The organism is Antrihabitans stalagmiti (assembly GCF_016482825.1).
Classification (GTDB): domain Bacteria; phylum Actinomycetota; class Actinomycetes; order Mycobacteriales; family Mycobacteriaceae; genus Antrihabitans; species Antrihabitans stalagmiti.
Genome location: NZ_JAEMNV010000010.1, coordinates 158163 through 183929, shown reverse-complemented (window position 1 = coordinate 183929; position 25767 = coordinate 158163). Strand labels below are relative to the sequence as shown.

The following is a 25767-nucleotide window of genomic DNA, read 5'->3' as shown; positions in this document are numbered from 1 at the left end:
TGATGTCGGTCGATCCGCCAGGATGGGTTCATGGATCCGATCGAAGCGCTGCGGGAGGTCGCGTTCTGGCTCGAGCGATCGCGAGCCGAGACGCATCGAGTCAAGGCCTACCGACGAGCGGCCGACATCGTCTCCGATCTCACCGATGCGCAGCGCGTCCTGCACGCGAAGGCGAACACCTGGACCAACCTGCCTGGAATCGGACCGAAGACCGCAAAGGTCATCAGCGAGGCCGCGGCAGGCGGCGAACCGGTGTACCTCACGGAATTGAAGAATCAGGCTGCCGAGATCGGCACCGGCGGACGAGAACTGCTCGCCGCGCTGCGCGGCGACCTGCACACGCACTCGGATTGGTCGGACGGTGGCAGCCCGATCGAGGAAATGATGCGCCGCGCAGCAACTCTCGGTCACGAATACTGTGCGTTGACCGACCATTCGCCGCGCCTGACCGTCGCGAACGGTTTGTCCGCCGAGCGGTTGCGACGGCAGTTGGACATCATCGCCGAGCTCAACGCCGAGCTTGCCCCTTTCCGAATCCTCACCGGTATCGAGGTCGACATCCTCGACGACGGTGGCTTGGATCAGGACGCGGATCTGTTGGCAGAACTCGACATCGTCGTTGCGAGCGTGCACTCGAACCTGCGCGCAGATTCCGACACCATGACGCGGCGAATGGTCTATGCGATCGCCAATCCGAACGTCGACGTGCTCGGCCATTGCACGGGTCGCCTCGTCGAAGGTGGACGGGGAACTCGCCCGGAGTCGAAGTTCAACGCCGAGGTGGTCTTCGAGGCGTGCCGACGCTTCGGAACGGCCGTCGAGATCAACAGCAGGCCCGAGCGCCGTGACCCACCGCGACGACTTATCGAGATGGCTCTGGAAACGGGCTGCCATTTCTCGATCGATACCGACGCGCACGCACCAGGCCAGCTCGACTGGCAGGGTTATGGCTGCGAGCGAGCGGAGGCGTGCGACGTACCGGCGGATCGTGTGATCAATACGTGGGCAGTCGACGAGCTACTCGATTGGACGAGGCAGCCGGGCTGACCGATCCGGTCGTTATGCCTCGTCGGTCAGGTAGCCGCCGCCGTGTGGGAAGAATTCGTCGGCGTTGTGCTCGACGCCGTCGTCCGTACGGACTCGCTCGATCACCAAGCCACGGCCCTGGCCGAGGTAGGCATCGGCGCCCGCGACGATCACCATGCCTTTGCCCTCACGAATGAACACCCGACCCGGCGTGCCGCCGTACACGCAGCGCGATACGGAGGCTTCGAGGATCCGTAGGCGTTGACCTCGGAAGTAGGTGTACGCGTTCGGGTAGGGGTCCGACAGGGCGCGGACGAAACGCTCGATCGCCTCGGCAGGCCAACGCCAATCGATGCGGCTGTCGCCTTCCGTGCGCTTGTGGAAGAACGTGCGGTCGTCGAGGTTCTGCGGTGTCCAGGTTGCCTCGCCTGATTCGATCAGGCGTAGCGACTCGGTGAGCAGGTCGGGGATCAGGTCGATGGTTGCGCGCACGAGATCGGTACCGGTGTCGTCGGGCCTGATCGGCACTGCGCTCTGCAGCAGGACGTCTCCTGTGTCGAGTCCTTCGTCCATGCGGTGTGCGGTGAGGCCGACCTGTTCGGCTCCGCTGATGACTGCCCAGATGACGGGGGAGAAGCCGGTGAACTTGGGCAGCAGCGAATCGTGCAGGTTGAGCGTGCCGAACTTGGGCCAGTCGTACACCTCGCGGGGGAGCCAGGTCCGCCAGTTGTTGGCGATGATGATGTCGGGCGCGGCTTCGGTGACTGCCGCGAGTAGAGCATCGTCGGGCCGCTTGGCGAGATGGACGGGAATGCCGTTCGCGCGTGCCAGATCTTCGACCGAATCCGACCAGATCGTCTCGTATACGTGATCGCTACGCGGGTGTGTGACGGCAAGCACAACGTCGTGGCCGGAGTCGATGGCCGCCTGCAGGGTCTTGTGACCCCACGTCTGGTACCCGAATGTCGCTACGCGCATGTGAATTGACCTTTTCTGCTATCGGCGGCGTGGTTGCGTCGGCTGATTGCGAACCAGCGTGTGCTCCCCGCGAGGTGCCCTCCCAGCTTGACCGACCAGCAAAGGTTATGCAAACCTAACCGAACTTGGAGTTGCTCGATCACTCCCCGTTCGACCGCGCACGAGACGGATGTCCGGCACTCGAAACACCGGAGAGGTTCACTTGGAATCGGCAGAGTCGTTGGCTGCCCACGCCAACCTTCGCCCGGCCACCCCAGCCGGCTCTGCAGCGGACTCCTTTCCTCTCACGGTCGCGCAGCGAGGCATCTGGTTCGCCCAGCATCTCGCGCCACACGTACCGATCGTCATCGCGAACTACGTCGAGGTCAGAGGTCGCCTCGACCTCGACGTTCTGCAGGAGGCGTGTAGGCGCGCAGCACACGAGGTCGGTAGCGGCATGCTGCGGCTGGTCGAGATAGCCGGTGAACCGCACCAAATCGTCGATCCGTCGCTCAACGACGTGATCGAGCGCGTCGACCTCCGTGCGGAACCTGACCCTGCTGCAGCGGCGATGGAATGGATGCTGCGCGATTACTCGGAGCCGCTCGATCTGCTCACCGACAGGCTGATCAACGCGGCCGTACTGCAGCTCGGTGCCGACCACTACTACTGGTACTCCTGCATACATCACATCGCTCTCGACGGGTACGGCGCGATTCTCTTTATGAATCGTGTTGCGGAGTTGTACACCGCCGCAGTGACGGGGACGGACGCACCGGCGTCGAAAGTGCCGAACCTGACGTCTCTCAACGCCGCCGAAGCCGATTACCGATCGTCGACGCGGTACACCAAGGACCGCGACTACTGGGCGAGTAAGGCCGACGACCTCGCTGATCCGATCAGCCTCGCCGCGCGCGCCGGACCGATGCGGTCGCGTCCCGAGGTCGTCGGAGGGTTGCTGTCGCAGGAACTGGTCACGTCGATGGGCGAGGCCGCGACGAGATTCGAGTCCGCCGACACCGCGGTGGTGATCGCCGCGGTCGCCGCCTATCTGTCACGGCTCACCGGCCTCGACGACATTGTGTTGAGCCTGCCTGTCTCCGCCCGCACGAACGCGGTGCTGCGCCGTTCCGGCGGCATGGTCTCCAACGTCGTGCCGCTACGGGTGTCGATCACACCGACGACGACCGTGTACGAACTGGTAGCCGCCGTCGGACTCGAACTGACCGGTGCACTTCGGCATCAGCGCTACAGGTCGGAGGACCTTCGTCGCGATGCCGGTGCCGGTGGCGCGCGCGGTTTCTACGGTCCGGCGATCAACATCATGAACTTCCCTTCGGACGTGCTGCTCGGATCGGTGCCGGGGCGATTCAACGTGCTGTCGACGGGACCCGTCGAAGACCTCTCGATCAACCTGTATCCGAGCGTCGAGGGCAGCGCACGAATCGACTTCGAAGCGAATCCGAACAGGTACGCCGCGAGCGAGGTGAGCGATCACTATCGTCGTTTCCTTTCGCTGCTTGGGGGTTTCGCGGACGCAGCGAGCAACGACCGCGTCTTCGAACTGAATGTGCTCACCGACTCCGAACGTGGCGCTCTTGTCCCGTTTCAGGGGCCGCGGGCGGTGCGACCCGCAGTGCTTGCCGACCTGTTCCGGCGCGGCGTCGCGGCCGACCCGACAGGTGCGGCTCTCGTTTGTGGTGATCGATCGCTCACCTACGCCGAACTCGATCACTGGTCGGATTTCGTGGCTGCAACGCTTGCGGACCGCGGTATAGGGCCGGAATCTTTTGTCGCGGTGGCATTTCCACGTGGTATAGAGTCTGTCGTCGCGGTGTGGGCGGTCGCGAAATCGGGTGCGGCGTTCGTGCCGATCGACCCGACCTACCCGGTCGAGCGTATTCGGCACATGCTCACCGATTCCGGCGTTGCGCTGGGACTCGCTGGTTCCGAACAACTCTCGACGCTACCCCGCGACGTCGAATGGGTGACGCTGCCCGGGGCCGACAGCGTTGGACCACCTGCGCCTGCTGAGTCGGCGCGGCCGGATGTGGCAGCCGCGGCCTACATGATCTACACGTCGGGGTCGACGGGCACTCCGAAGGGTGTGGTCGTCACTCACGAGGGTCTCGCTGCTTTTGCTGATCGCGCAGAGCTCGGTATCGGCACATCCTCACGCGTACTTCGGTTTTCGTCGTCCAGCTTCGATGCCTCCATCTTCGAGATGATCGCCGCTTTCAGTGCGGGCGCGACGATGGTCATCGCTCCGAACGACGTCTACGGCGGCGACGATCTGACGACGCTGCTCAGGGAGCAGCGGGTAACGCACATCATCTCGGCGCCGGCGGTGCTCTCGACGGTGGGCGAGGAACTCGACGATCTCGAAGCCATCGTGGTCGGCGGCGATATCTGCCCGCCCGACCTCGTCGATCGATTCGGTGATCGGTGCCGCTTCTACAACAGCTACGGACCGACCGAATCGACCATCGTCGTCACGGTCTCCGAACGACTGTCAGATTCGCGCGACGTGACGATCGGGCGTGTGATCGATGGGATGAGGGCGGTCGTCCTCGACCGGTGGCTACGCCCGGTGCCGCCCGGCGCTCTCGGCGAACTCTACGTAGGCGGGGCAGGACTGGCACGGGGGTACCACGATCGGCCCGAGCTGACAGCAGCGCGGTTCGTCGCCGATCCGTATCGGTCGGGGCAGCGGCTCTACCGCACCGGTGATCTGGTTCGCTGGGACGGCGTCGCCGATGCTCGACTTCTTTATGTCGGTCGCGGTGATCAACAGGTCCAGATCAACGGCGTGCGAATCGAACTCGGTGAGATCGACGCGGTACTGGCTGCGCACGAATCGGTCTCGTTCGCGCTCACCGATGTCAGGAACGGCGCCCTGGTCGCCTATGTCACGCCCGCTGCCGGGCACAGGGTCGACTCGGCGGCACTCGGTAGTTTCGCTGCTGAGTTCTTGCCGATACACCTGGTGCCCGGCGTATTCGTCGAGGTGGAAGCAGTTCCGCTCACACCGGCGGGCAAAGTCGACCGCCGCGCGCTACCCGATCCTGTTGCACTGTCCACCAGTCCTTTTCGTGCACCGACGAACACTATCGAGAAGACGATCGCTGATGCCGTCGGGGCCGTGCTCGGTCTGGAACGTGTGGGGGTCGACGATTCGTTCTTTGCTCTCGGTGGCGACAGCATCATCGCGATCCAGCTTGTCTCGAAAGCGCGCGCCGTGGGAGTTGTCTTCACACCACGCGACGTCTTCGAACGCAAGACCGTCGCCGCGCTTGCGCTGATAGCTGCGAAAGCCGATGCGGGTGAGCAGGTTCGGTTGCCGGAGTTGCCCGGTGCAGGGGTCGGCGCAATACCATTGACGCCGATCATGCGTGAGGTACTCGGGAGGGCTCCGACGGAGAGTGCCGTCGATCGCTTCTACCAAGCGGTTGTTGTGACAGCACCAGCCGATCTCGATTCCGACGCACTGCGTCGGACGGTCAGCGTGGTTCTGGACCAGCACGATGGTCTGCGGGCGACACTTCGAGGTGAAGAACTTGTCGTTGCTCCCGCGGGGAGTGTCGACGTGGCCGACATCGTCAGTCGGGTGGAACTGGCAGTCGGCGTCGATCCAGTTGCGTTGCTGGAGAACGTCACCGCTGCTGCCGTCGGTCGCCTCGCGCCGCGATCCGGCGTGATGCTTCAAGTGGTGTGGATCGAGCCGGCGGTCAGCGCGCAGGCCGAATCCCAGATCGTTCTCGTCGTCCACCATCTTGTCGTCGACGGTGTGTCGTGGCGAGTTCTGTTGCCCGACTTCGCTGTTGCCTGGCAGCAGGTTCGTACCGCCGAGGCACCCACATTGCCACCGGTGGGAACGTCGATGCGTCGCTGGGCCCACGCGCTCGCGGATCTGGCAGCACACGTCGAAAGCGAACGCGAGCACTGGATTGCGACGCTCGACTGCGCGCCGACGCCGCTCGGGTCCCGACCGCTCGAGCCGACCGACACCGGGTCGAGCGTCGAACGTATGCGGATCGACGTCGAACCCGACGTGACGCGGGCGCTGCTCACGACCGTTCCGGAATCGTTTCGTGGCGGCGTCGACGACGTGTTGGCGACCGCACTTGCAATCGCATTCGCGTCGTGGCGACCCGACCATCCGATCCTCGTGACGACCGAGACCCATGGCCGCGACGAAACGGTGGTGCCGGGTGCCGACCTGTCGCGAACGGTCGGCTGGTTCACCGCCGCCTACCCGGTCCGATTGTCGTTGTCCGACATCGAGATCGCGGACGCACTGGTAGGCGGCGCGAATGCCGGTCGCGCACTGAAAGCGGTCAAGGAGCAGATGCGCGCGGCACCTGGCAGCGGCATCGGATTCGGTCTGCTGCGTTATGCACGTTCCGATTTCGACGATGAGGCGGCGGGGCTTGCGGCACCGCAGATCAGCTTCAACTACCTCGGCAGAATCGATGCCCCCGGGCTCGCGGCGCTACCGGCAGGCACCGGATGGGTGCCCCGCACGGACATCGATCTCAACGGGCGCAGCGGCGCCGACCTCTCGGTCGCCTACGTTCTGGACATCAACGCCGCGGTTGTCGAGGGCGATCGACTCTCGGCGTCGTTTGCCTACCCGCGCGAGGTGCTTCGCGACGACGAGGTCACCGAGTTCGCCGAACTGTGGCGAACTGCCCTACTAGGCTTGGTCGCGCACACCGCGTCGGGCATTGCCGGCGGCTTGACTCCGTCCGACGTCCCACTGGTCTCGGTGGACCAGACGCGAATAGACCTGTGGGAGGCGCAGTTCGAGCAGTTGCGTGATATCTGGCCGCTCGCGCCACTGCAGGCGGGTCTGCTGTTTCATGCGACGCTCACCTCGGCGGACGTCGATGTCTACGTCGGCCAGATCGTGCTCGAACTCGGCGGGAATGTGGATGCATCCCGAATGCATCGTGCGGCGCAGCGTCTGCTCGATAGGCACGACACACTGCGGACCGCCTTCGTCTACGACGCGGATGGTGTTGCGGCTCAGCTCGTTCTTGGTGATCTCGACGTGCCGTGGCGTGAGGTCGATGGCGATGACGCCCGAGTGGTCGCGGCACAGGAACGGTCGTCGCGGTTCGACATGGCGACGGCGCCGCTCATCAGGTTCGTGCTCGTTCGGCACAGCGACGCCTCCGATCGTGCGGCCGCGACCCTCGTGATCACGAACCACCACATTCTTTTCGACGGTTGGTCGATGCCACTCTTCGTGAAGGACCTGCTCGTCCTCTATCTGACGGATGCTTCGATACCGATTGCTGCACCGAGCTATTCGGACTATCTGCAGTGGCTCGCCGGGCAGGATTCGGATGCCGCTCTCGACGACTGGGCGCGCGCACTGGACGGCGTCGACGGTCCGACGTTGCTCGTTCCGGATATCGATGTTCGCTCAGCGGCGGTTCCCGCCGAGCACGACATTCCGATCTCGGCCGAGGTTGTCGCCGGGCTTGCCGAACTCGCCCGATCGAGTGGGGCTACGGTCAACACCGTTGTACAGACCGGTTGGGGAATACTGCTTGCGCGTCTGCTTTCTCGCGACGACGTCGTCTTCGGGGCAACCGTGTCCGGCCGGCCCGCTGCGCTCGCAGGCGCAGGTGAGACGCTCGGACTCTTCATCAACACGATTCCTGTTCGGGTGCGGACCGATCGTGACGAACCGGTCGGCGCACTCGTCAGCAGACTGCAAATCGAACAGGCACAACTACTCGATGCCCACCACATCGGCCTCGCCGCCATCCAGGCTCGGATCGGAACAGGCGCTGTCTTCGACACACTGACGGTGTTCGAGTCCTATCCAGTGGATCGGGCGGGTCTCGACGAGCACACCGACTTCGCAGGTATGCGAGTCACCGGCATCGACGTCGCGGATGCGACGCACTATCCCGTCGCCGTCGTGGTGACGCTGGAGCCGACGCTGCGCATCACCCTCGAATACGCTCCCGGCGTCGTCGGCCACGATGCGGCACGGATCATCGGCCGTAGATTCGCCGCAGTGCTCGACGCGATGGTGTCACGACCGACGGCCACAGTCGGTTCGATCGGCATCATCGATTCCGACGAGCGCCGACTTGTCTTGCACGAGTGGAATGCCACAGCATCCGCGGTCCCTGAGTCCACGTTGGTCGATCTACTCGACGCAGCCGCCATGCTGCATCCGGACGCTGTCGCCGTGCTCGATCACGACATATCGCTGACGTACGCCGAGTTCACACAGCGGGCCGATGCTGTTGCACGCCAACTTGCCTCGCGTGGGATCGGTCCGGAGTCGCTCGTCGCAATAGCAATGCGGCGCAGCCTCGACTATCTGATCGCCATTCATGCTGTCGTCCGCGCCGGTGGTGCCTACGTCCCGATCGACCCGACGCAACCGACCGCCCGGATGGTGCACATCCTCGAAAGTGCCGAGCCCGATCTTGTCCTGGGCTCGCGCGCGGATGCCGACTTGCTGGCAGCGAACACAGCCGTCGACCTCGACGACGTGATGGCGGGTGCGGAATCGTTGGCGCCCCTCATCCCACCGACCCCCGCCAATGCCGCCTACGTGATCTACACATCGGGTTCGACCGGCCGTCCGAAAGGTGTGGCGGTCTCGCACGGCGCGATCGTCAACCGTCTGCTGTGGATGCAGGACAGCTATCCGATCGACACCGACGACGTCGTCCTGCACAAGACGCCCGCGACTTTCGACGTGTCGGTGTGGGAATTGTTCTGGCCGTTGCTGACGGGCGCCCGCGTCGTGATAGCCGAGCACGACGGCCACCGAGACCCCCGCTACCTCGCCGATCTCGTTGCGAAAGAGCAAGTTACGACCCTGCACTTCGTTCCGTCCATGCTGGACGTATTTCTCGAGACCGCTCCTGCCGGCGACTGCGCCTCGGTGCGGCAGGTCTTCGCCAGTGGCGAAGCGCTGCCGCGCAGCACCGTCGAGCGTGCGCACGGTGTCCTCGATGCGGAATTACACAACCTCTACGGTCCCACCGAAGCCGCCGTCGACGTCACGTTCCACCGCACGGACCCAGCAGACACCGGACCGGTGCCGATCGGTGCGCCGGTATGGAACACACAGGTCTACGTCCTCGACGGGCAGTTGACGCCGGTTCCGGTCGGCACACCCGGTGAGTTGTACTTGGCCGGAGCACAACTCGCGCGTGGCTACGTCGGTCGTCCCGATCTGACAGCGGATCGATTCGTCGCCGATCCGTTCGCGGACGGGCAGCGGCTCTATCGCACAGGCGATCTGGTGCGCTGGAACGCCGACGGTGAACTCGACTACATCGGCCGTACCGACTTCCAAGTCAAACTGCGTGGCCAGCGTATCGAGCTCGGCGAGATCGAATCCGTGCTCACGGAATTCGGCGGCGTTGTCGGCGCGGTCGTCGTCGTACGCGACGACAGACTGGTCGGCTACGTGACCGCCCGCGCCGGGGTTCGGATCGATACGCACGAGTTGGCTGACCACGCGGCGCTTACTCTCCCGCAGTACATGGTGCCGACCGCGTTCGTGGTTCTCGATGCAATGCCGTTGGGGCCCAACGGCAAGCTCGACCGGTCGGCCTTGCCCGACCCTGTCGGAACCGTTGCAGGCACAGTTGCGCCCTCGACGCAGGCCGAGGTCGACGTCGCACATATCTTCTCCGAACTCCTCGGCGGAGCCGCGGTCGGCGCGACCGACAGCTACTTCGAACTCGGCGGGAACTCGCTGACGGCCACCCGGGTGATCGCGCGTGTGAATGCGCGGTTCGGCATCGAACTGAGTGTCCGCCAATTGTTCGACGCGCCCTCCGTTCGAGGCTTGGCCGCGCTGGCAGACGCGGCGGAAAAGGCAGCGGACCTACCTACCCTTGCTGCGGGCGCTCGGCCGGATCGCCTACCGCTATCGCCTGCACAGCAACGTATGTGGTTGCTCAACCGGATCGACCCCGGCTCCGGGGCCTACAACATCGCCGCGGCGCTCCGGATCACGGGAGCCTTGGACGTCGGTGCCCTCGATGCAGCGATCGCCGATGTGATCGAGCGCCACGAAGTGCTCCGCACGGTCTATCCGGATTCCCCTGAAGGCCCGGAACAGTTTGTCCGACATGGCGCGTCGCCGCATGGGTCGATCGCACCCATCGAGGCGGCTCCGCAATCGGTGGCAGCTCACGTCGGTGCGGTGATGGCAACAGGTTTCGACGTCACCACCGAGGTGCCGCTGCGCGTGTCGCTGCTGCGGAGCGCTCCTGACGACTACGTACTCGTCATGGTCGTGCATCACATTGCTGCGGACGGCTTTTCGATGGGTCCGTTGACGCGCGACGTCATGGTTGCGTATCTGGCGCGGTCGAGCGGAGCTGCTCCTCGGTGGGCACCGTTGGCGGTGCAGTACGCGGACTATGCATTGTGGAAGCTCGCCGTGCTCGGTGCCGAGGAGGGTGAGGGTTCGAGGCACCGGCGTCAGCTCGATTTTTGGCGGGGTGCGTTGGAGGGCGTTCCGCAGTTGTTGGAGTTGCCGACCGATCGGGCGCGTCCGGTGGTGGGGTCGGGTCGTGGTGGCAGTGTCGATGTGGGGATCGATGCGGACGTTGTCGATGGGGTGCGGCGGTTGGCGGTGGCGTCGCGCTCGACGCCGTTCATGGTGGTGCATGCGGCGTTGGTCGTGTTGTTGGCGCGGTTGAGCGGTGGTGAGGACGTCGCGGTGGGGACGCCGGTGGCGGGTCGCGGCGAGGCCGTCCTGGACGATCTGGTGGGGATGTTCGTGAACACGGTGGTGTTGCGGACTCGGGTGGACGGGTTGTCGACGTTTGCCGATCTGTTGGGTGTTGTTCGTGATGGGGATGTTTCGGCGTTTGCGAATGCGGATGTGCCGTTCGAGCGGGTGGTGGAGGTGCTGGCGCCAGGGCGGTCGACGGCACATCATCCGTTGTTCGTCGTTGCGTTGTCGGTGGAGGAGCCTGCGCCGCGGGTGGAGTTGGCTGGCTTGGTGGTGCAGCCGTTGGACGCCGAAGAGGTGGTTGCGAAGTTCGATTTGCAGGTGACGGTGACATTGTCGGAAACCGGTGCGGCGTCGTGCCGGTGGACCTATGCGACGGACCTCTTCGACAGGTCGACCGTAGAAGCTGTAGCGCAGCGGTTCGCACGGATTCTGCAGGATGTTGTCGCCGATTCCAGCCGCAGGGTCATCGACCTCGACGAGGTGTCCGATACCGAGGTGGCTGGCCTGGTGCCTGCGGTGGGGCCGGGGGGAGTGGTACCGGTGTTGCTGCCGGACTTGTTTGCTGCTGGCGTGGTGGCCAGTGCTGGTGGTGTGGCGTTGGTGTCGGGTGGGACGTCGGTGTCGTATGCGGAGTTGGATGCTCGGTCCGATGTGGTTGCTCGGGTGTTGATAGGTCACGGTGTGGGTCCGGATTGTGTTGTGGCTGTTGCTTTTGCGCGTGGTGTGGATTCGATTGTCGCGGTGTGGGCGGTGGCGAAGTCGGGTGCCGCGTTCCTGCCGGTCGATCCGAGTTTGCCGCGCGAGCGGGTCGAGCACATGGTTGTGGATTCGGGTGTGGTGGTGGGGTTGACCGATGCGGCGGGCCGGGGTGGTTTGCCGTCGTCGGTGTCGTGGTTGGTGCTGGCGGGTGAGCACTTGGATGATGTTGTGTTGGATGAGGTTTCGGGTGTGGGTTGCGGTCCGGTGTCGGATGGGGAGCGGACGTCGTCGTTGCGGGTCGATCATGCGGCGTATGTGATGTACACCTCGGGGTCGACGGGGTTGCCGAAGGGTGTGGTCGTCACCCACGCGGGGTTGGCGGTGTTTTCGGCGGCTGCGCGGCCGGAGTTGGGTGTGTCGGCGGAGTCGCGGGTGTTGCGGTTTTCGTCGTCGAGTTTCGATGCGTCGGTGTTCGAGATGGTGGTGGCGTTCTCTGCTGGTGCGGTGGTGGTGGTTGCCGATCCGGGTGTGGTGGGTGGTGCGGAGTTGACGGAGTTGTTGGTGGCGCAGCGGGTGAGTCACATCGTGTCGGCGCCGGCGGTGTTGGGCACAGTCGATGCCGACGTGCTCGACCAGCTGGAGGCTGTTGTGGTTGGCGGGGATGTGTGTCCGCCGGATCTGGTGGCGCGGTTCGGTTCTCGGGTTCGGTTTTTCAACAGCTATGGTCCGACGGAATCGACGATCGTGATCACGATGACGTCGCCGCTGGTCGATGCGGGTGTGGTGTCGATCGGGTCGTTGTTGGCGGGTGCGCGGGCGGTTGTGCTGGATCGGTGGTTGCGTCCGGTCGCTGCGGGTGTTGCGGGGGAGTTGTACGTGGGTGGGCCGGGGTTGGCTCGGGGCTATCACGATCGGGTGGGGTTGACGGCGGCGCGGTTCGTAGCTGATCCGTTCGCTGCCGGTGAGCGGTTGTATCGCACGGGTGATGTGGTGCGGTGGCAGATTGGCGGTGCTGGTGGTGTGCCGGTGCTGGAGTATGTGGGGCGCAGCGATTTTCAGGTGAAGATCCGGGGTATGCGGATCGAGTTGGGTGAGGTCGATGCCGTGCTGTCGGCGGATCCTGCCGTTGCGTTTGCGGTGACTGTCGCGCGTGCCGGCGCTGGTGGCGAGTTGGCGCTGGTGTCCTATGTTGTTGCGGCGGCAGGGTTGTCAGTGGATGTCGATGTGGTGCGTGCGCAGTGTGAGCGCGTGTTGCCGGGGTACATGGTGCCGGCGTCGGTGATGGTGCTGGAGTCCGTACCGATGACTGCTGCGGGGAAGGTGGATCTGCGGGCATTGCCGGATCCGGTGTTCGTGGTGGCGGAGTTCGTTGCGCCGCGGACGGATTCGGAGGTGTTGGTCGCGGAGGTGTTCGGTGCGGTGCTCGGGGTGGCTCGGGTGGGTGTCGATGACGACTTCTTCGCTTTGGGTGGCAATTCGTTGAGTGCGACTCGGGTCGTGAGTCGGATCAACGAGCGTGCGGGCACAGCGTTGGGTGTGCGGGTGTTGTTCGATGCGTCGACGGTCGCTGGTGTTGCTGCGGTCGTGGCGGATTCGGGCCGTGGTGATCGGCCGGTATTGGCGGCGTATGAACGTCCGCTGCGGGTTCCGTTGTCGCTGGCACAGACCCGCATGTGGTTCCTCAACCGCTACGACCCGACGTCGACGGCCAACAATCTTTCGCTTGCGCTGCGTTTCTCGGGCGATCTCGATCCCGCGGTGCTGCGGAGTGCTGTTGCTGACGTGATCGAGCGCCACGAAACACTGCGAACCCGGTATCCGGACAGTGACACCGGTCCGTGGCAAGAGGTATTGCCTGTCGACGCTGTCGAGATCGAACTCGGTTCGGAAGCCGTCGGTGAACACGAACTACACGAACTCTTTGTGCGTCTCGCAGGTCGATCCTTCGATGTAAGCGTCGAGGTTCCCGTGCGGGTCGCCCTGCACGCCTTGCGAGATGGCGACCACATTCTGTTCGTCGTGCTGCATCACATTGCTGCTGACGGCTTTTCGCTGGGTCCGGTCGCACACGACGTCATGGTTGCCTACTCGGCGCGCACGGCAGGTACCGATCCTGCGTGGCAACCGCTCACCGTGCACTACGCAGATTTCAGTCTGTGGCAGCGCGACGTTCTCGGCGACGAGACCGATCCGGAGTCGCTGGTTTCGAGTCAAATTCATTACTGGCGAGAAGCTCTCGCGGATGCCCCGGAGTCAATCGAACTACCCACCGATCGGGCGCGGCCTGCACAGCAGAGCTTCCAGGCTCGCGAGATCGACTTCGAGATCGACTCGGCGGTGTATCGGCAACTGCAGTCCGTGGCGAACGCGAACGGCGCCACGTTGTTCATGGTTGTGCATGCTGCTTTTGCGGTGTTGTTGGCGCGGTTGGGTGCTGTCGACGATGTGGTTGTGGGGACGCCGGTTGCGGGTCGTGGTGAGCAGGCGCTCGATGACGTGGTCGGGATGTTCGTCAATACGTTGCCGTTGCGGACCCGCGTCGATGGTGGGTCGTCGTTTGCCGAGTTGTTGAGACTGGTGCGTGAGGTGGATCTCGGTGCGTTTGCACATGCGGATCTGCCGTTCGAGCGGATGGTGGAGGTGCTCGATCCGAGTCGGTCGACCGCTCGGCATCCGATCTTCGGTGTCGCACTGTCGTTTCAGAACATGGCACCGACAACATTCGAATTGCCGGGCCTGACCATCTCCGCATTGGAGGCCGACAATCCCGTCTCGGCCTTCGATCTGCACCTGACGATGACGCCGAGGGACGGCGACATCGCGGCCTCTCTCACCTATGCGACGGACCTCTTCGACGAGCGATCCGCAATGCACCTCGTATCTCGACTGCAACGCGTACTCGCCGCCGTCGGGGCCAAACCTGCTGTGCGAGTGGGTGATATCGATATTCTCGCGCCGGCTGAGGTCGAGGCTACGTTCGCACGGAACATAACGGACGCGGTGGTGTCGGATGTGATGTTGTTGGACGCTTTCGAGGCGCGTGTTGCCCAGTCGCCGGGTGCTGTTGCGTTGCGGTTCGGTGGGTTGTCGCTGACGTATGCCGAGTTCGACGGGCGGGTCTCGCGGTTGGCACGGTTTTTGATCGAGGGTGGTGTCGGACCGGAGTCGTTGGTGGGGTTGGCGATTCGGCGGTCGCTGGATCTGGTTGTCGGTATGTATGCGATTGTGCGGGCCGGTGGTGCGTGGGTTCCGTTGGATCCGGATCATCCGGTGGATCGGATTGGCCACATTCTGGAGACTGCCACTCCGGTGTGTGTGTTGACGACGTCGCGGGATCGCGTCGAGGGCCTTGGCTCGGTTCCGGTGGTGGAGATCGATGTCGTTGATCTGTCTGGTTTTTCGGCGGTGCCGGTTGCCGGGTCGGAGCGTCTTGGTGCGGTGCGGGGGGATAGTCCGGCCTATGTGATTTTCACGTCGGGGTCGACGGGTAAACCGAAGGGTGTTGCGGTTTCGCATGCGGCGATCGTGAATCAGTTGGCCTGGATGGGTGCGCAGTACGGGCTTGTCGAGTCGGATGTGTATTTGCAGAAGACGGCGACGACGTTCGATGTGTCGTTGTGGGGCTATTTCTTGCCGTTGCAGGTGGGGGCGTCGGTGGTGGTGGCGTCACCGGATGGGCATCGGGATCCGCAGTATCTGGCGGAGACGATCGCGGCTCATGGTGTGACGGTGACCGATTTCGTGCCGACGGGGTTGTCGGTGTTCGCCGGGGTGGCGGATGCGGAGTTGCTGTCGTCGTTGCGGTTGGTGTTCGTGATCGGTGAGGCGTTGCCGCCGGAGACGGTGTCGGCGTTCGGGTCGGTGTGTTCGGCTGCGGTGCACAACCTGTACGGTCCGACCGAAGCTGCTGTGTCGGTGACCTATTCGCCGGCTGTCGCTGATGGTGGATCGGTGCCGATCGGGGTGCCCGAGTGGAACACGCAGGTGTTCGTGCTCGATTCCCGGTTGCGGCCGGTGCCGGACGGTGTGTCGGGTCAGTTGTATTTGGCCGGTGTGCAGTTGGCGCGTGGGTACGTGGGTCGGGCGGGGTTGTCGGCGGATCGGTTTGTTGCCAATCCGTTCGGTGGTGGCGGTTCGCGGATGTATCGGACCGGGGATGTGGTGCGCTGGAACGGGTCCGGTGTGTTGGATTATGTCGGGCGTAGCGATTTTCAGGTGAAGTTCCGTGGGCAGCGGATCGAGTTGGGTGAGATCGAGTCGGCGTTGTCGGGGTTGGTATCGGTGCGTCAGGCGGTGGCTGCGGTTGTGGCGACCGAGTCCGGTGACCAGTTGGTGGGTTATGTGGTGCCCGAGGCAGGGGTGGTGCCGGATCCGTCGGATCTTGTTGCGGGGGTAGCGCGGGTGGTGCCGGCGTATATGGTGCCGAGCGCCGTGGTTGTGCTCGAGGAGTTCCCGTTGAACACGTCGGGCAAATTGGATCGGAAGGCGTTACCGCTGCCGGTGTTTGCGGCGAGGGTGTTCCGGGCGCCGGTGTCGGCGTCGGAGGTTCTGGTGGCCGGGGTGTTCGCGGAGGTGTTGGGTATCGACCGGGTGGGTGTCGACGACGACTTCTTTGCGTTGGGTGGCAATTCGTTGGTTGCGACGCAGGCCACTGCGCGGATCGGTGCGGCGTTGGGTGTGCGGGTTGCGGTGCGATCGGTGTTCGATGGGCCGTCGGTCTCGGGATTGGCTGCGTTGATCGATGAGTTGTCGGTCGATGCTGCTGAGGGTGGTGAGCGGGTCGAGTTGGTTGCCGGCCCTCGCCCGCAACACATCCCGCTCTCGCTCGGCCAGACTCGAATGTGGTTCCTCAACCAGTTCGAGCCGGAATCAGCCGCGTACAACATCCCGCTGGCGCTGCGCCTGACCGGAAGCTTGAATATCGTTGCGCTGCAAGCCGCAGTCGGTGACGTGCTCGAACGACACGAAGCGCTGCGCACCGTGTTCCCCGATGTGGGTGACGGTCCCGTGCAGCGAATCCTTTCGGCCGAAGAGGTTGCACTACAACTCGATCCGATCGACGTATCGACCGACGAACTGCCGAGGAGAGCGCTCGACGTCGTGAGTCGCCGTTTCGACGTCACGACAACGGTCCCGATCGCAGGCGCGCTGTTCCGATGCGAGACCGACTACGTCCTCGTCATGGTCGTCCACCACATCAGCGCCGACCGAATCTCGTTGGCACCGCTCGCTCGCGACATCGTGGTTGCCTACGAATCGCGTGTACGACGGCAGCAGCCAGGCTGGGCGCCGCTGTCGGTTCAGTACGCAGACTTCGCGATCTGGCAGCGCCGGGTGCTCGGATCCGACGCGGACCCGACGTCGATCGCACACCGACAACTCGACTACTGGAAAGCCACTCTGAGGGGGCTTCCCGAAGTTCTTGTACTGCCGTCCGATCGCCCCCGCCCGCCGGTTGCATCGCATCGTGGAGCGGCTGTCGAATTCGTCGTCGATCCAGCGACGACGGAACGCCTCGAACACCTCGCGCGAGCAGCGGGCGCGACCACATTTATGGTCCTGCACGCTGCGTTCGCGGTCACCCTGGCTCGACTTTCGGCAACGTCGGACATCGCAATCGGTACCCCGGTCGCGGGCCGTGGTGAGCGAGCACTCGACGACGTGGTCGGCATGTTCGTGAACACGCTCGTCCTTCGAACGCACATCGATGGTGCCGAACGGTTCTCGGACGTGCTTGCGCAGGTTCGCGACGTTGATCTCGGTGCGTTCGGCAACGCGGAACTGCCGTTCGAGCGGATTGTCGACGCGCTGCAACCGACTCGATCACAATCTCATGCGCCGCTCTTCCAGGCGGCGTTTGCATTCGAGCATCAGCAAGCCGACGCTATCGAGCTGCCCGGTCTGACGGTGACAGAATTTGCCTTCGACGCCGAGATCGCCCAATTCGATCTCGCGCTCACCATGGCCGAGGCGTCAGCGCCCGGCATGGGCTTGGCCGGGACGCTTCGCTTCGCGACAGATCTATTCGACCGCGACACGGCGGCCGCATTCGTGGACCGATTCGTTCGCATCGTCGAAGCTGTTGCGGCACAGCAGGATATCGTCGTCGGCGATATCGACCTGCTCAGCCTCGACGAACGAACTGCCCTGGTGCCGGTGTTGGGACCGCGAGGGATCGAGCCCGCGTCGCTTGCCGATCTCGTCGCGGCCGCAGTCGCTGCAAACCCTGACGGTCCGGCGATCGTATGGGATGGTGAGACGTTCACCTACCGAGCAGTCGACAAATGGACGACTCGGCTGGCCCGGGTGCTGATCGACCACGGAGCTGCAGCGGAAATGCTTGTGGCACTAGCTCTTCCGCGTAGTCTTGACTCTGTTCGCTCGGTGTGGGCGGTGGCAAAGACCGGCGCCGCGTTCCTCCCGGTCGATCCGTCGTATCCGGCGCAGCGCATTGCGCACATGCTGGGCGACTCGGGTGCTGCGCTCGGTATCACCACCGCAGAACTGCGATCCGGCTTGCCCGATTCGGTGACGTGGCTGGTTCTCGACGACATCGTCGACGAGATTGCCTCGGCAGCAACCGATCCGATCACCGATGCCGACCGAATTTTGCCTGCGCGACTACACAATGCCGCCTACATGATCTACACGTCCGGCTCGACCGGCGTGCCGAAGGGCGTCGTCGTCACCGGGACCGGATTGGCAAACCTCGCGGCCGAACGTCGTGTGCGCTACCGCATCGACTCCTCGTCGCGATTCCTGCACACCGCATCACCGAGCTTCGACATGGCGGTCGGAGAAATCGTGTCCGCGTTGTCGGCGGCCGCCGCGTTGGTGATTGCGCCGACGTCCTCCGTCGGCGGCGATGCGCTTGCGGAACTGCTCGATCGGGAAAGCGTCAGCCACGCGTTGATCACACCTGCCGTGCTGGCGACGATCGCACCCGACGCGCATCCGATGCTCGAGGTACTCGGCGTCGGCGGTGAGGCGTGCACCCCGGAACTCGTAGCGCGCTGGCAGCCAGGTCGCGTTATGTTGAACGGCTACGGACCCACCGAGGCCACCGATATCTCCACTGTTGCAGAACTTTCCGCCGGCAAGCCGGTATCGATCGGTATCCCCGTGCATGGGTTCGGCGTTCAGGTTCTTGACACGCGGTTGCTCCCGGTTCCTGTCGGTGTTGTCGGTGAGCTGTACGTCGCGGGTCCTGGACTGGCGCGTGGCTACCACGGCCGCCGTGGGTTGAGTGCGCAGCGTTTCGTCGCGAATCCGTACGGTGAACCGGGAGAGCGGATGTACCGCACAGGTGACGTCGTCGCCTGGAACAGCGAAGGCGAGCTCGTCTACCACGGCCGCAGTGACGGCCAGGTCAAGATTCGTGGCCATCGCATCGAGTTGGGGGAAATCGAAGCCGCCGCGGTTCGCTCACCGGGCGTTCGCCAGGCGGTTGTGCTCGTGCACGCGACGCCGCTGGGTCAACGCCTCGCCGCGTATCTCGTTGGTTCTGCAGTCGATTCGGCGGCTGTGCGCACAAGTCTCGAAGATTCGCTACCGCGGCAGCTGCTGCCCGACGCCTATGTCGTCGTCGATGAGCTACCGGTCACGGTCAACGGCAAACTGGACCGCGACGCGCTCCCGACTCCGGAGTTCGTCACTGCGGCAGTCGAGTTCACTGCGCCGGAGGGCGAAACGGAATCGGCGATCGCGGCCGTGTTCGCCGAGCTGCTAGGCGTGGAGCGGGTGGGTCGCGACGACTCGTTCTTCGCGCTCGGCGGGGACAGCATCGCGTCGATCCAGTTGGTCTCTCGTGCAAAGGCCCGCGGAATCGTCTTCTCGCCCCGCGATGTCTTCGAACAGAAGTCGGTTGCGGCATTGGCGACTCTCGCGCACCGTGCCGGAGGCGACCCTGTGCCGGTGCTCGACGAGCTTCCCGGTCGCGGTATCGGTTCGCTACCACTGACACCCGTCATGCGACTGATGACCGCTCGTGGTCACTTCGACCGCTACGCGCAGACGGTCGCGCTTTCGTTGCCGACCGGTATCGACAGGGCCGGAGTCGTCGCAACCTTGCGTACGGTTATCGACCACCATGATCTGCTGCGCGCGCGGGTCGTTGGCAACGGCGAGCAGGCACAGCTCGACGTGGCAGCAGCGGGAACCGTCGACGTCGATGCGCTCGTCCATCGTTGCGAACTCGCGCAGGGTGGCGATGTCGCCGCGACGGCGCGGGTCGAAGTCGATTGCGCCCTCGACCGATTGGACCCCGCAGCGGGTCGGATGCTGCAGTTCGTCTGGCTCGACCCTGTCAACGAACCGGGCGCCCTTGTCGTCGTCGCGCATCATCTGGTGATCGACGGGGTCTCGTGGCGGGTTCTCGTGCCCGATCTCGTGTCGGCGTGGGCACAGCTTCGGTCCGGGGCGGCTCCGGTTCTCGACGAGGTCGGTACTTCCTTCAGGCGATGGGCGCACTCGCTCGCCGATCTTGCCGTGGACCCTGCAACATTGGCCGAACTCGACCACTGGCGCGACGTCTCGGCCGGTTCCGATCCCGATCTCGGCTCGCGTGCATTCGATCCCATGATCGACACGATCGAGACCGTCGAGCACGTCTGCGTCGAGCTCGACGCCGCGGATACCGAGGCGCTGCTCACTGGTATCGCGTCGGTTTTCCGAGGCGGCGTCAACGACGGCCTGCTTGCCGCGCTCGCAATTGCGGTGCGGCGGTGGCGTGCTGCGCGCGGTGCGGACGAGTCGTCTCTGCTGCTACAGCTCGAAGGCCATGGGCGCGAGGAATGGGCAGTCCCGGGTGCAGATCTGTCCAGGACTGTCGGGTGGTTCACCTCGGTCTACCCGGTGCGGCTCGATCTCGCTGACGTCGACCAAGGCTCGGCGGGGGAGCTCGCGCAGGCCGTCAAGACGGTGAAAGAACAATTGCATGCGGTGCCACGGCGCGGGATCGGCTACGGCCTGCTCCGACACCTGGGTGCCGACACCTCCGATGTGCTTGCAGCCCTTCCCGATCCGCAGCTCAGCTTCAACTATCTCGGCCGTGTGTCGGGTTCCGAAATTCCGGTCGGTCTGTCCGAACTGGGCTGGACACCAACAGATCTCGGCGATGTCGGTGCCCGCGCCAATGCGACCATGCCCGCACCCGCCGTGCTCGACATCAATGCGATCGTGACCGATAAGCACGGCGCACCCACGCTGACCGCGACCTTTGCCTATCCCTCCGGCCTGCTCTCCAATGCCGAGGTCAGCGAACTGGCCGCGAACTGGACGACCGCGCTGCACGCACTGGCCGACTACGTTCGCAGTGGTGCCGATCCCGGTTTGACGCCGTCCGACGTCGCGTTGGCTCGAGTCACGCAGACCGACCTGACCCGGTGGGAAGCAACATATTCCGGACTAGCCGATGTGTGGCCGCTGTCGGCGTTGCAGCGGGGCCTCGCTTTTCACACCCAGTTGGCGACGGAGTCCGTCGACCCGTACACGACGCAACAATCGCTTGAATTGAATGGTCCTCTCGATACGGATCGAATGCGCGCTGCAGTCGACGCGTTGCTCGCCCGGCACGAGACCTTGCGCACCGCATTCGTTGCAACGTCGTCCGGGCAGTTGGTTCAGCTCGTTCTCGACCGAGTCGAGACGCCATGGCGTGAAATAGATCTGCGCGGATCGACGGACCTGACCTCCGCAATCGCTGCCGCCGAGGCCGGCGAACTCGGCACTCCGTTCGAGTTGGATGCACCTCCGCTCGTGCGTTTCGCTCTGGTGCGCTGCGGTCCACTGAACTACCGTCTCGTCGTCACGCTGCATCACATCAACGTCGACGGCTGGTCGATGCCGCTCTTGCTGAAAGACCTGCTGGTTCTCTACGCAACGAATGCGGACTCTTCGATGCTGCAACGGGTTCCGTCGTACAAGACTTTCCTGGCATGGCTTGCCGAGCGCGACGACCATGCTGCGGCGCAGGCCTGGACGGCAGCACTTGCAGGCCTCGATCAGCCGACTTTGCTCGCACATGGCGCAGCGAGCGGGGCTGGGGTCACAGGTGCCATCGTCTGTGACACCGGGGCGGAGTTGCTGGCTCGACTCACCGGTGTCGGCGCGCGCCTTGGCGTCACCATGAACACTCTCGTGCAGGCATCGTGGGGAATCGTTCTGGCGCGCATGCTCGGTCGCGATGACGTCGTGTTCGGTGCCACCGTGTCGGGCAGGCCCGCGGACCTGCCAGGAGTCGAGTCGATCGTCGGACTGTTCATCAACACACTGCCGGTCAGGATTGCTCTCGACGAGGACGAAACGATCGCCGACCTGCTGGTCCGCGTGCAATCGGAACAGGCAGCCCTGCTGGACCACCACCATCTCGGCCTGTCCGATATTCAGCGGATTGCCGGTGACGCAGCCGATTTCGACACCTTGACGGTGTTCGAGTCGTATCCGGTGGACGCGGCGACCGTCGCTGCCGCTGGCGCAATCGACGGTGTTCGCGTCGTCGGTGTCAGCGGAAGAGACGAGACCCACTACCCGTTCACCCTCACTATCGTCGCGGGTACGACGCTCACGCTGACGCTGAAGTACAAGACGGCCCTGTTCACGACCGAGTTCGCGACGCAGATGCGCGATCAGCTTGTGCGAGTACTCGAAGCCCTGGCGGGGGACGAACATATTCCGGTCGGTGTGATCGACATCATCGGTGCCGACGAAGCCAGGCGAACTGCACCGGCCAGAGGACGGTCGAGTGCACCGGCGTCGACGCTGATTTACTTGATAGCCACTGCGGTGCAACAGCATCCGGACGGTGTGGCGCTGCACTGGGCAGGCCGCGATCACACCTACGCCGACGCGGATGCGTGGGCCAACCGGGTCGCTCGAATGCTGATCGCGCGCGGTGCGGAACCCGAGACTTTCGTTGCACTCGCACTGCCGCGCTCGGCGGACTCGGTTCGGTCGGTGTGGGCGGTGGCGAAGACGGGCGCCGCGTTCGTCCCTGTGGACCCCACGTATCCCGCGGATCGCATCGCACACATGCTGACGGACTCCGGTGCGGCTATCGGTGTGACTACTTCTGCACAGCGACCGGGTCTGCCGGACACGGTCGACTGGGTGGTGCTCGACGAGTGCGAAGAGGAATTGGCCGGGGCATCGACGGCTGCGATCGATACCGACGAACTTCTAGCACCCGTTCGATTGTCGAATCCGGCGTACATGATCTACACGTCGGGCTCGACGGGCGTACCGAAGGGTGTCGTCGTCACGCATTCCGGTCTGGCGAATCTGGCTGCGGAGCGGCGCGAACGCTACCGCGTGCAGCCGACATCGCGGTTCCTGCACAACACCTCGCCGAGCTTCGACATGGCCGTCGGGGAGATGATCTCGGCGCTGTCCGCGGCAGCGACACTCGTTGTGTCGCCGGCGCCGGGGAGTGCAGAGGAGTTCACCGACTTCTTGACATCGAGGGCCGTCACACACGCGCTGATCACACCGACCATGCTTGCAGCACTCGATCCGGAGGGGCTCGACTCGCTTGCCGTCCTCGGCGTCGGTGGCGAAGCGTGCAATGCCGAACTCGTCGCACGCTGGCAACCGGGACGGGTCTTGCTCAATGGCTACGGCCCGACGGAGGCAACGGATATATCGACTGTTGCCGAACTGCTCGTAGGCAAGCCCATCGCGATCGGCACACCTGTGCACGGGTTCGAAGTAATGGTGCTCGACACCCGGTTGCGACCGGTCCCGCGTGGCGTCGCGGGCGAGTTGTACGTGGCAGGGCCAGGTTTGGCACGCGGATATCACGGACGACTCGGGTTGACGTCGGAGCGCTTCGTTGCGAATCCGTTCGGTGACGCGGGTGCGCGGATGTATCGCACTGGCGACGTTGTTGCCTGGAATGCCGACCGCGAACTGGAATATCGTGGGCGCGGCGACAACCAGGTCAAGATTCGTGGCCACCGCATCGAACTCGGCGAGATCGACGCAGCACTTGTCGAACACGCGGACGTCGACTACTGCGTGACGCTCGCGAGAACCGTCGACAACGGTGAGACGGCGTTGATTTCGTATGTCGTCCCGACCAAGGGGAGCGCACCCGACAGCGCGCAGATCATCGCGTTCGTGGCGGAATTTCTACCGCGGCACATGCTTCCGGCAGCTGTGGTCGCGATCGGGTCGATCCCGCGTACGCCGACGGGAAAGCTGGACGAAGCAGCGTTGGTGACACCGACACTTGCTGCGAGAGTGCCGTATCGGGCGCCGTCGACACCGACCGAGGTCGCTATTACGGAGATCTTCGCGCAGGTGCTCAGCCCTCGGAGCGACGGCGCCCCCGACATCGGGGCAGACGACAATTTCTTCGACCTCGGCGGCAATTCGATGATCGCGATGCGCGCGCTTGCACTGTTGCGCGAGAAGACGAACGCACCGGTCTCGTTGCAGTGGCTTCTGACCGACCCGACCCCATCCTCGATCGCGGCGTTGATCGACTCTCCCGAATCGGATGAATCGGGAGGGGCCTTCGACATCGTGCTGCCGATCAGAACTTCCGGTCCCGATGCTCCTGTCTTCTTCATCCATCCGATCGTCGGATTGTCCTGGTGTTATTCGACATTCGCACCGCACGTCGAAGGGACGAGGCCGATCTACGGGATACAGACGCCTGCAGCCCTGGGTGCCGAAGTGCTGCCCGAGTCGATCGACGCGCTCGCAGTCCGGTACGCGGCCGAGATTCGCGCGATCCAGAAGTCGGGCCCCTACCATCTGGTCGGCTGGTCGCTCGGCGGCGTTCTCGCGCATGCGATTGCAGTCGCCTTGCGCGATGCGGGCGAGAGTGTGGATGCACTTGTGCTGTTGGACAGCGTTGCCCACCCAGTGGATTCGCACGATGAGCAACTCCGAACAGGCGACCTGCTTGCAGGTCTGGGTCTATCGGGCGATCTCGAAGTCGAGATAGACAGCCTGACAGTGGATTCGACCGACGAACTGCTCACCCAGCTCGACGGTGTCGAGCTTCCGGCGAGTCCCGAGCAGATTCACAGGCTCGTCGAAGCTGCCGAACACAACGCGGCATTGCTCAGGCTGCACACCCCACGACGGTTCGACGGTGACGTGCTCTTCTTCACTGCTGCCGCAGGACGTTCGGACGTAGCGCGCACCGCCGACTCCTGGCTCCCGTACGTCGAACGGATCGTGGCGAACCACCGGATCGACTGCACCCACTGGCAGATGTGTACCGCCGACACCCTCGAAACGGTCGGGCCGCTTGTTGGTCGATACCTCGAACGAGACTGGGCCGCCGAGCAATTGGAGGTAGAACGGTGACACGCATCGGGTCGTTGTTCTTTGCGATTGCATCGGCCGTCGTCGTGCTTGCCGGATCCCCGCTCGCCGGATCCCCTCTCGCCACGGCCGAGCCAATCGCATCAGCACAGGTTGGCAGCCTCGACCGGATCGAAGAGATCGGCGACCGTCGCTGGGATGTTTTCGTCTACTCGCCGTCGATGGACGAGGTGATCAAACTTCAGGTGTTGCGTCCACGCGATACGTCGATGGCTCGTCCGACCCTGTACTTACTCAACGGCGCCGGAGCGGGGGAGGACGGTGCCAATTGGATCCGACAGACCGATATCGTCGATTTCTTCGCCGACAAGGACGTGAATGTCGTCATTCCAGTGGGCGGGTATCTGAGTTATTACACGGACTGGCGTAGCCAGGACCCAGTACTCGGCCGCAATATGTGGCAAACGTTTCTCACCCGGGAATTGCCACCGGTGCTCGATGACGCGCTCGGCGCGAATGGTGTGAATGCGATCGGCGGACTGTCGATGTCCGCAGGGTCGGTCCTCGACCTTGCGGTACAGGCACCCGGCCTCTACCGCGGTGTCGCGTCCTACAGCGGTTGCGCGATGACGAGCGACCCGATCGGTCAGGCACTCATCCGGATCGTCGTCGAGGGTGGCGGTAAAGGTGACACGAGGAATATGTGGGGTCCACCCGGCGATCCGGCGTGGGCACTCCATGATCCGTACGTCAACGCCGACAAGTTGCGCGGAACCGCACTGTTCATATCGAGCGCAACCGGTTTGCCGGGTCCGTACGAGATGCCGGGTGTGTCCAGGCCGACCGGCTCGCCGCCGTTGCAGGATCAGATCGCCGTCGGGGGCTTTATCGAGTCGGTGACGAACTACTGCTCCCACAGGCTGCAGCAGCGACTCTCTGACCTGGGCATTCCGGCGCAATTCGACTTCAGGCCGACCGGAACGCACTCCTGGCTCTACTGGCAGGACGCGTTGCGGACGTCGTGGCCAGTGCTTTCGGCAGCGATGGGAGTCGACTAGGGAGGGCGCTGGAGGTCG

4 protein-coding genes are annotated in these 25767 nt (G+C 64.2%); 3 read left to right on the top strand and 1 reads right to left on the bottom strand.

Annotated features, from left to right (window positions below; genetic code table 11):
* Positions 1-30 precede the first annotated feature (30 nt).
* Entirely contained in the window at positions 31-1047 is a 1017-nt protein-coding gene (locus JGU71_RS25385; protein WP_199707600.1) for a PHP domain-containing protein, read from the top strand.
* 12 nt (positions 1048-1059) lie between these two features.
* Here JGU71_RS25385 and JGU71_RS25380 read toward each other — a convergent pair whose 3' ends face one another.
* Positions 1060-2004: a methionyl-tRNA formyltransferase gene (locus JGU71_RS25380; protein ID WP_199707598.1), complete on the bottom strand. Its 945-nt coding sequence runs from the start codon at positions 2002-2004 to the stop codon at positions 1060-1062.
* Positions 2005-2206: 202 nt separating this feature from the next.
* Here JGU71_RS25380 and JGU71_RS25375 point away from each other — a divergent pair, with 202 nt between their 5' ends.
* The gene (locus JGU71_RS25375) at positions 2207-24733 is read left to right on the top strand and encodes a non-ribosomal peptide synthase/polyketide synthase (protein ID WP_233530075.1); all 22527 of its coding nucleotides are present in this window, start codon (positions 2207-2209) and stop codon (positions 24731-24733) included.
* Positions 24730-25749: an alpha/beta hydrolase gene (locus JGU71_RS25370; protein WP_372433227.1), complete on the top strand. Its 1020-nt coding sequence runs from the start codon at positions 24730-24732 to the stop codon at positions 25747-25749. Before JGU71_RS25375 ends, JGU71_RS25370 begins: the two co-directional genes overlap by 4 nt.
* Positions 25750-25767 lie beyond the last annotated feature (18 nt).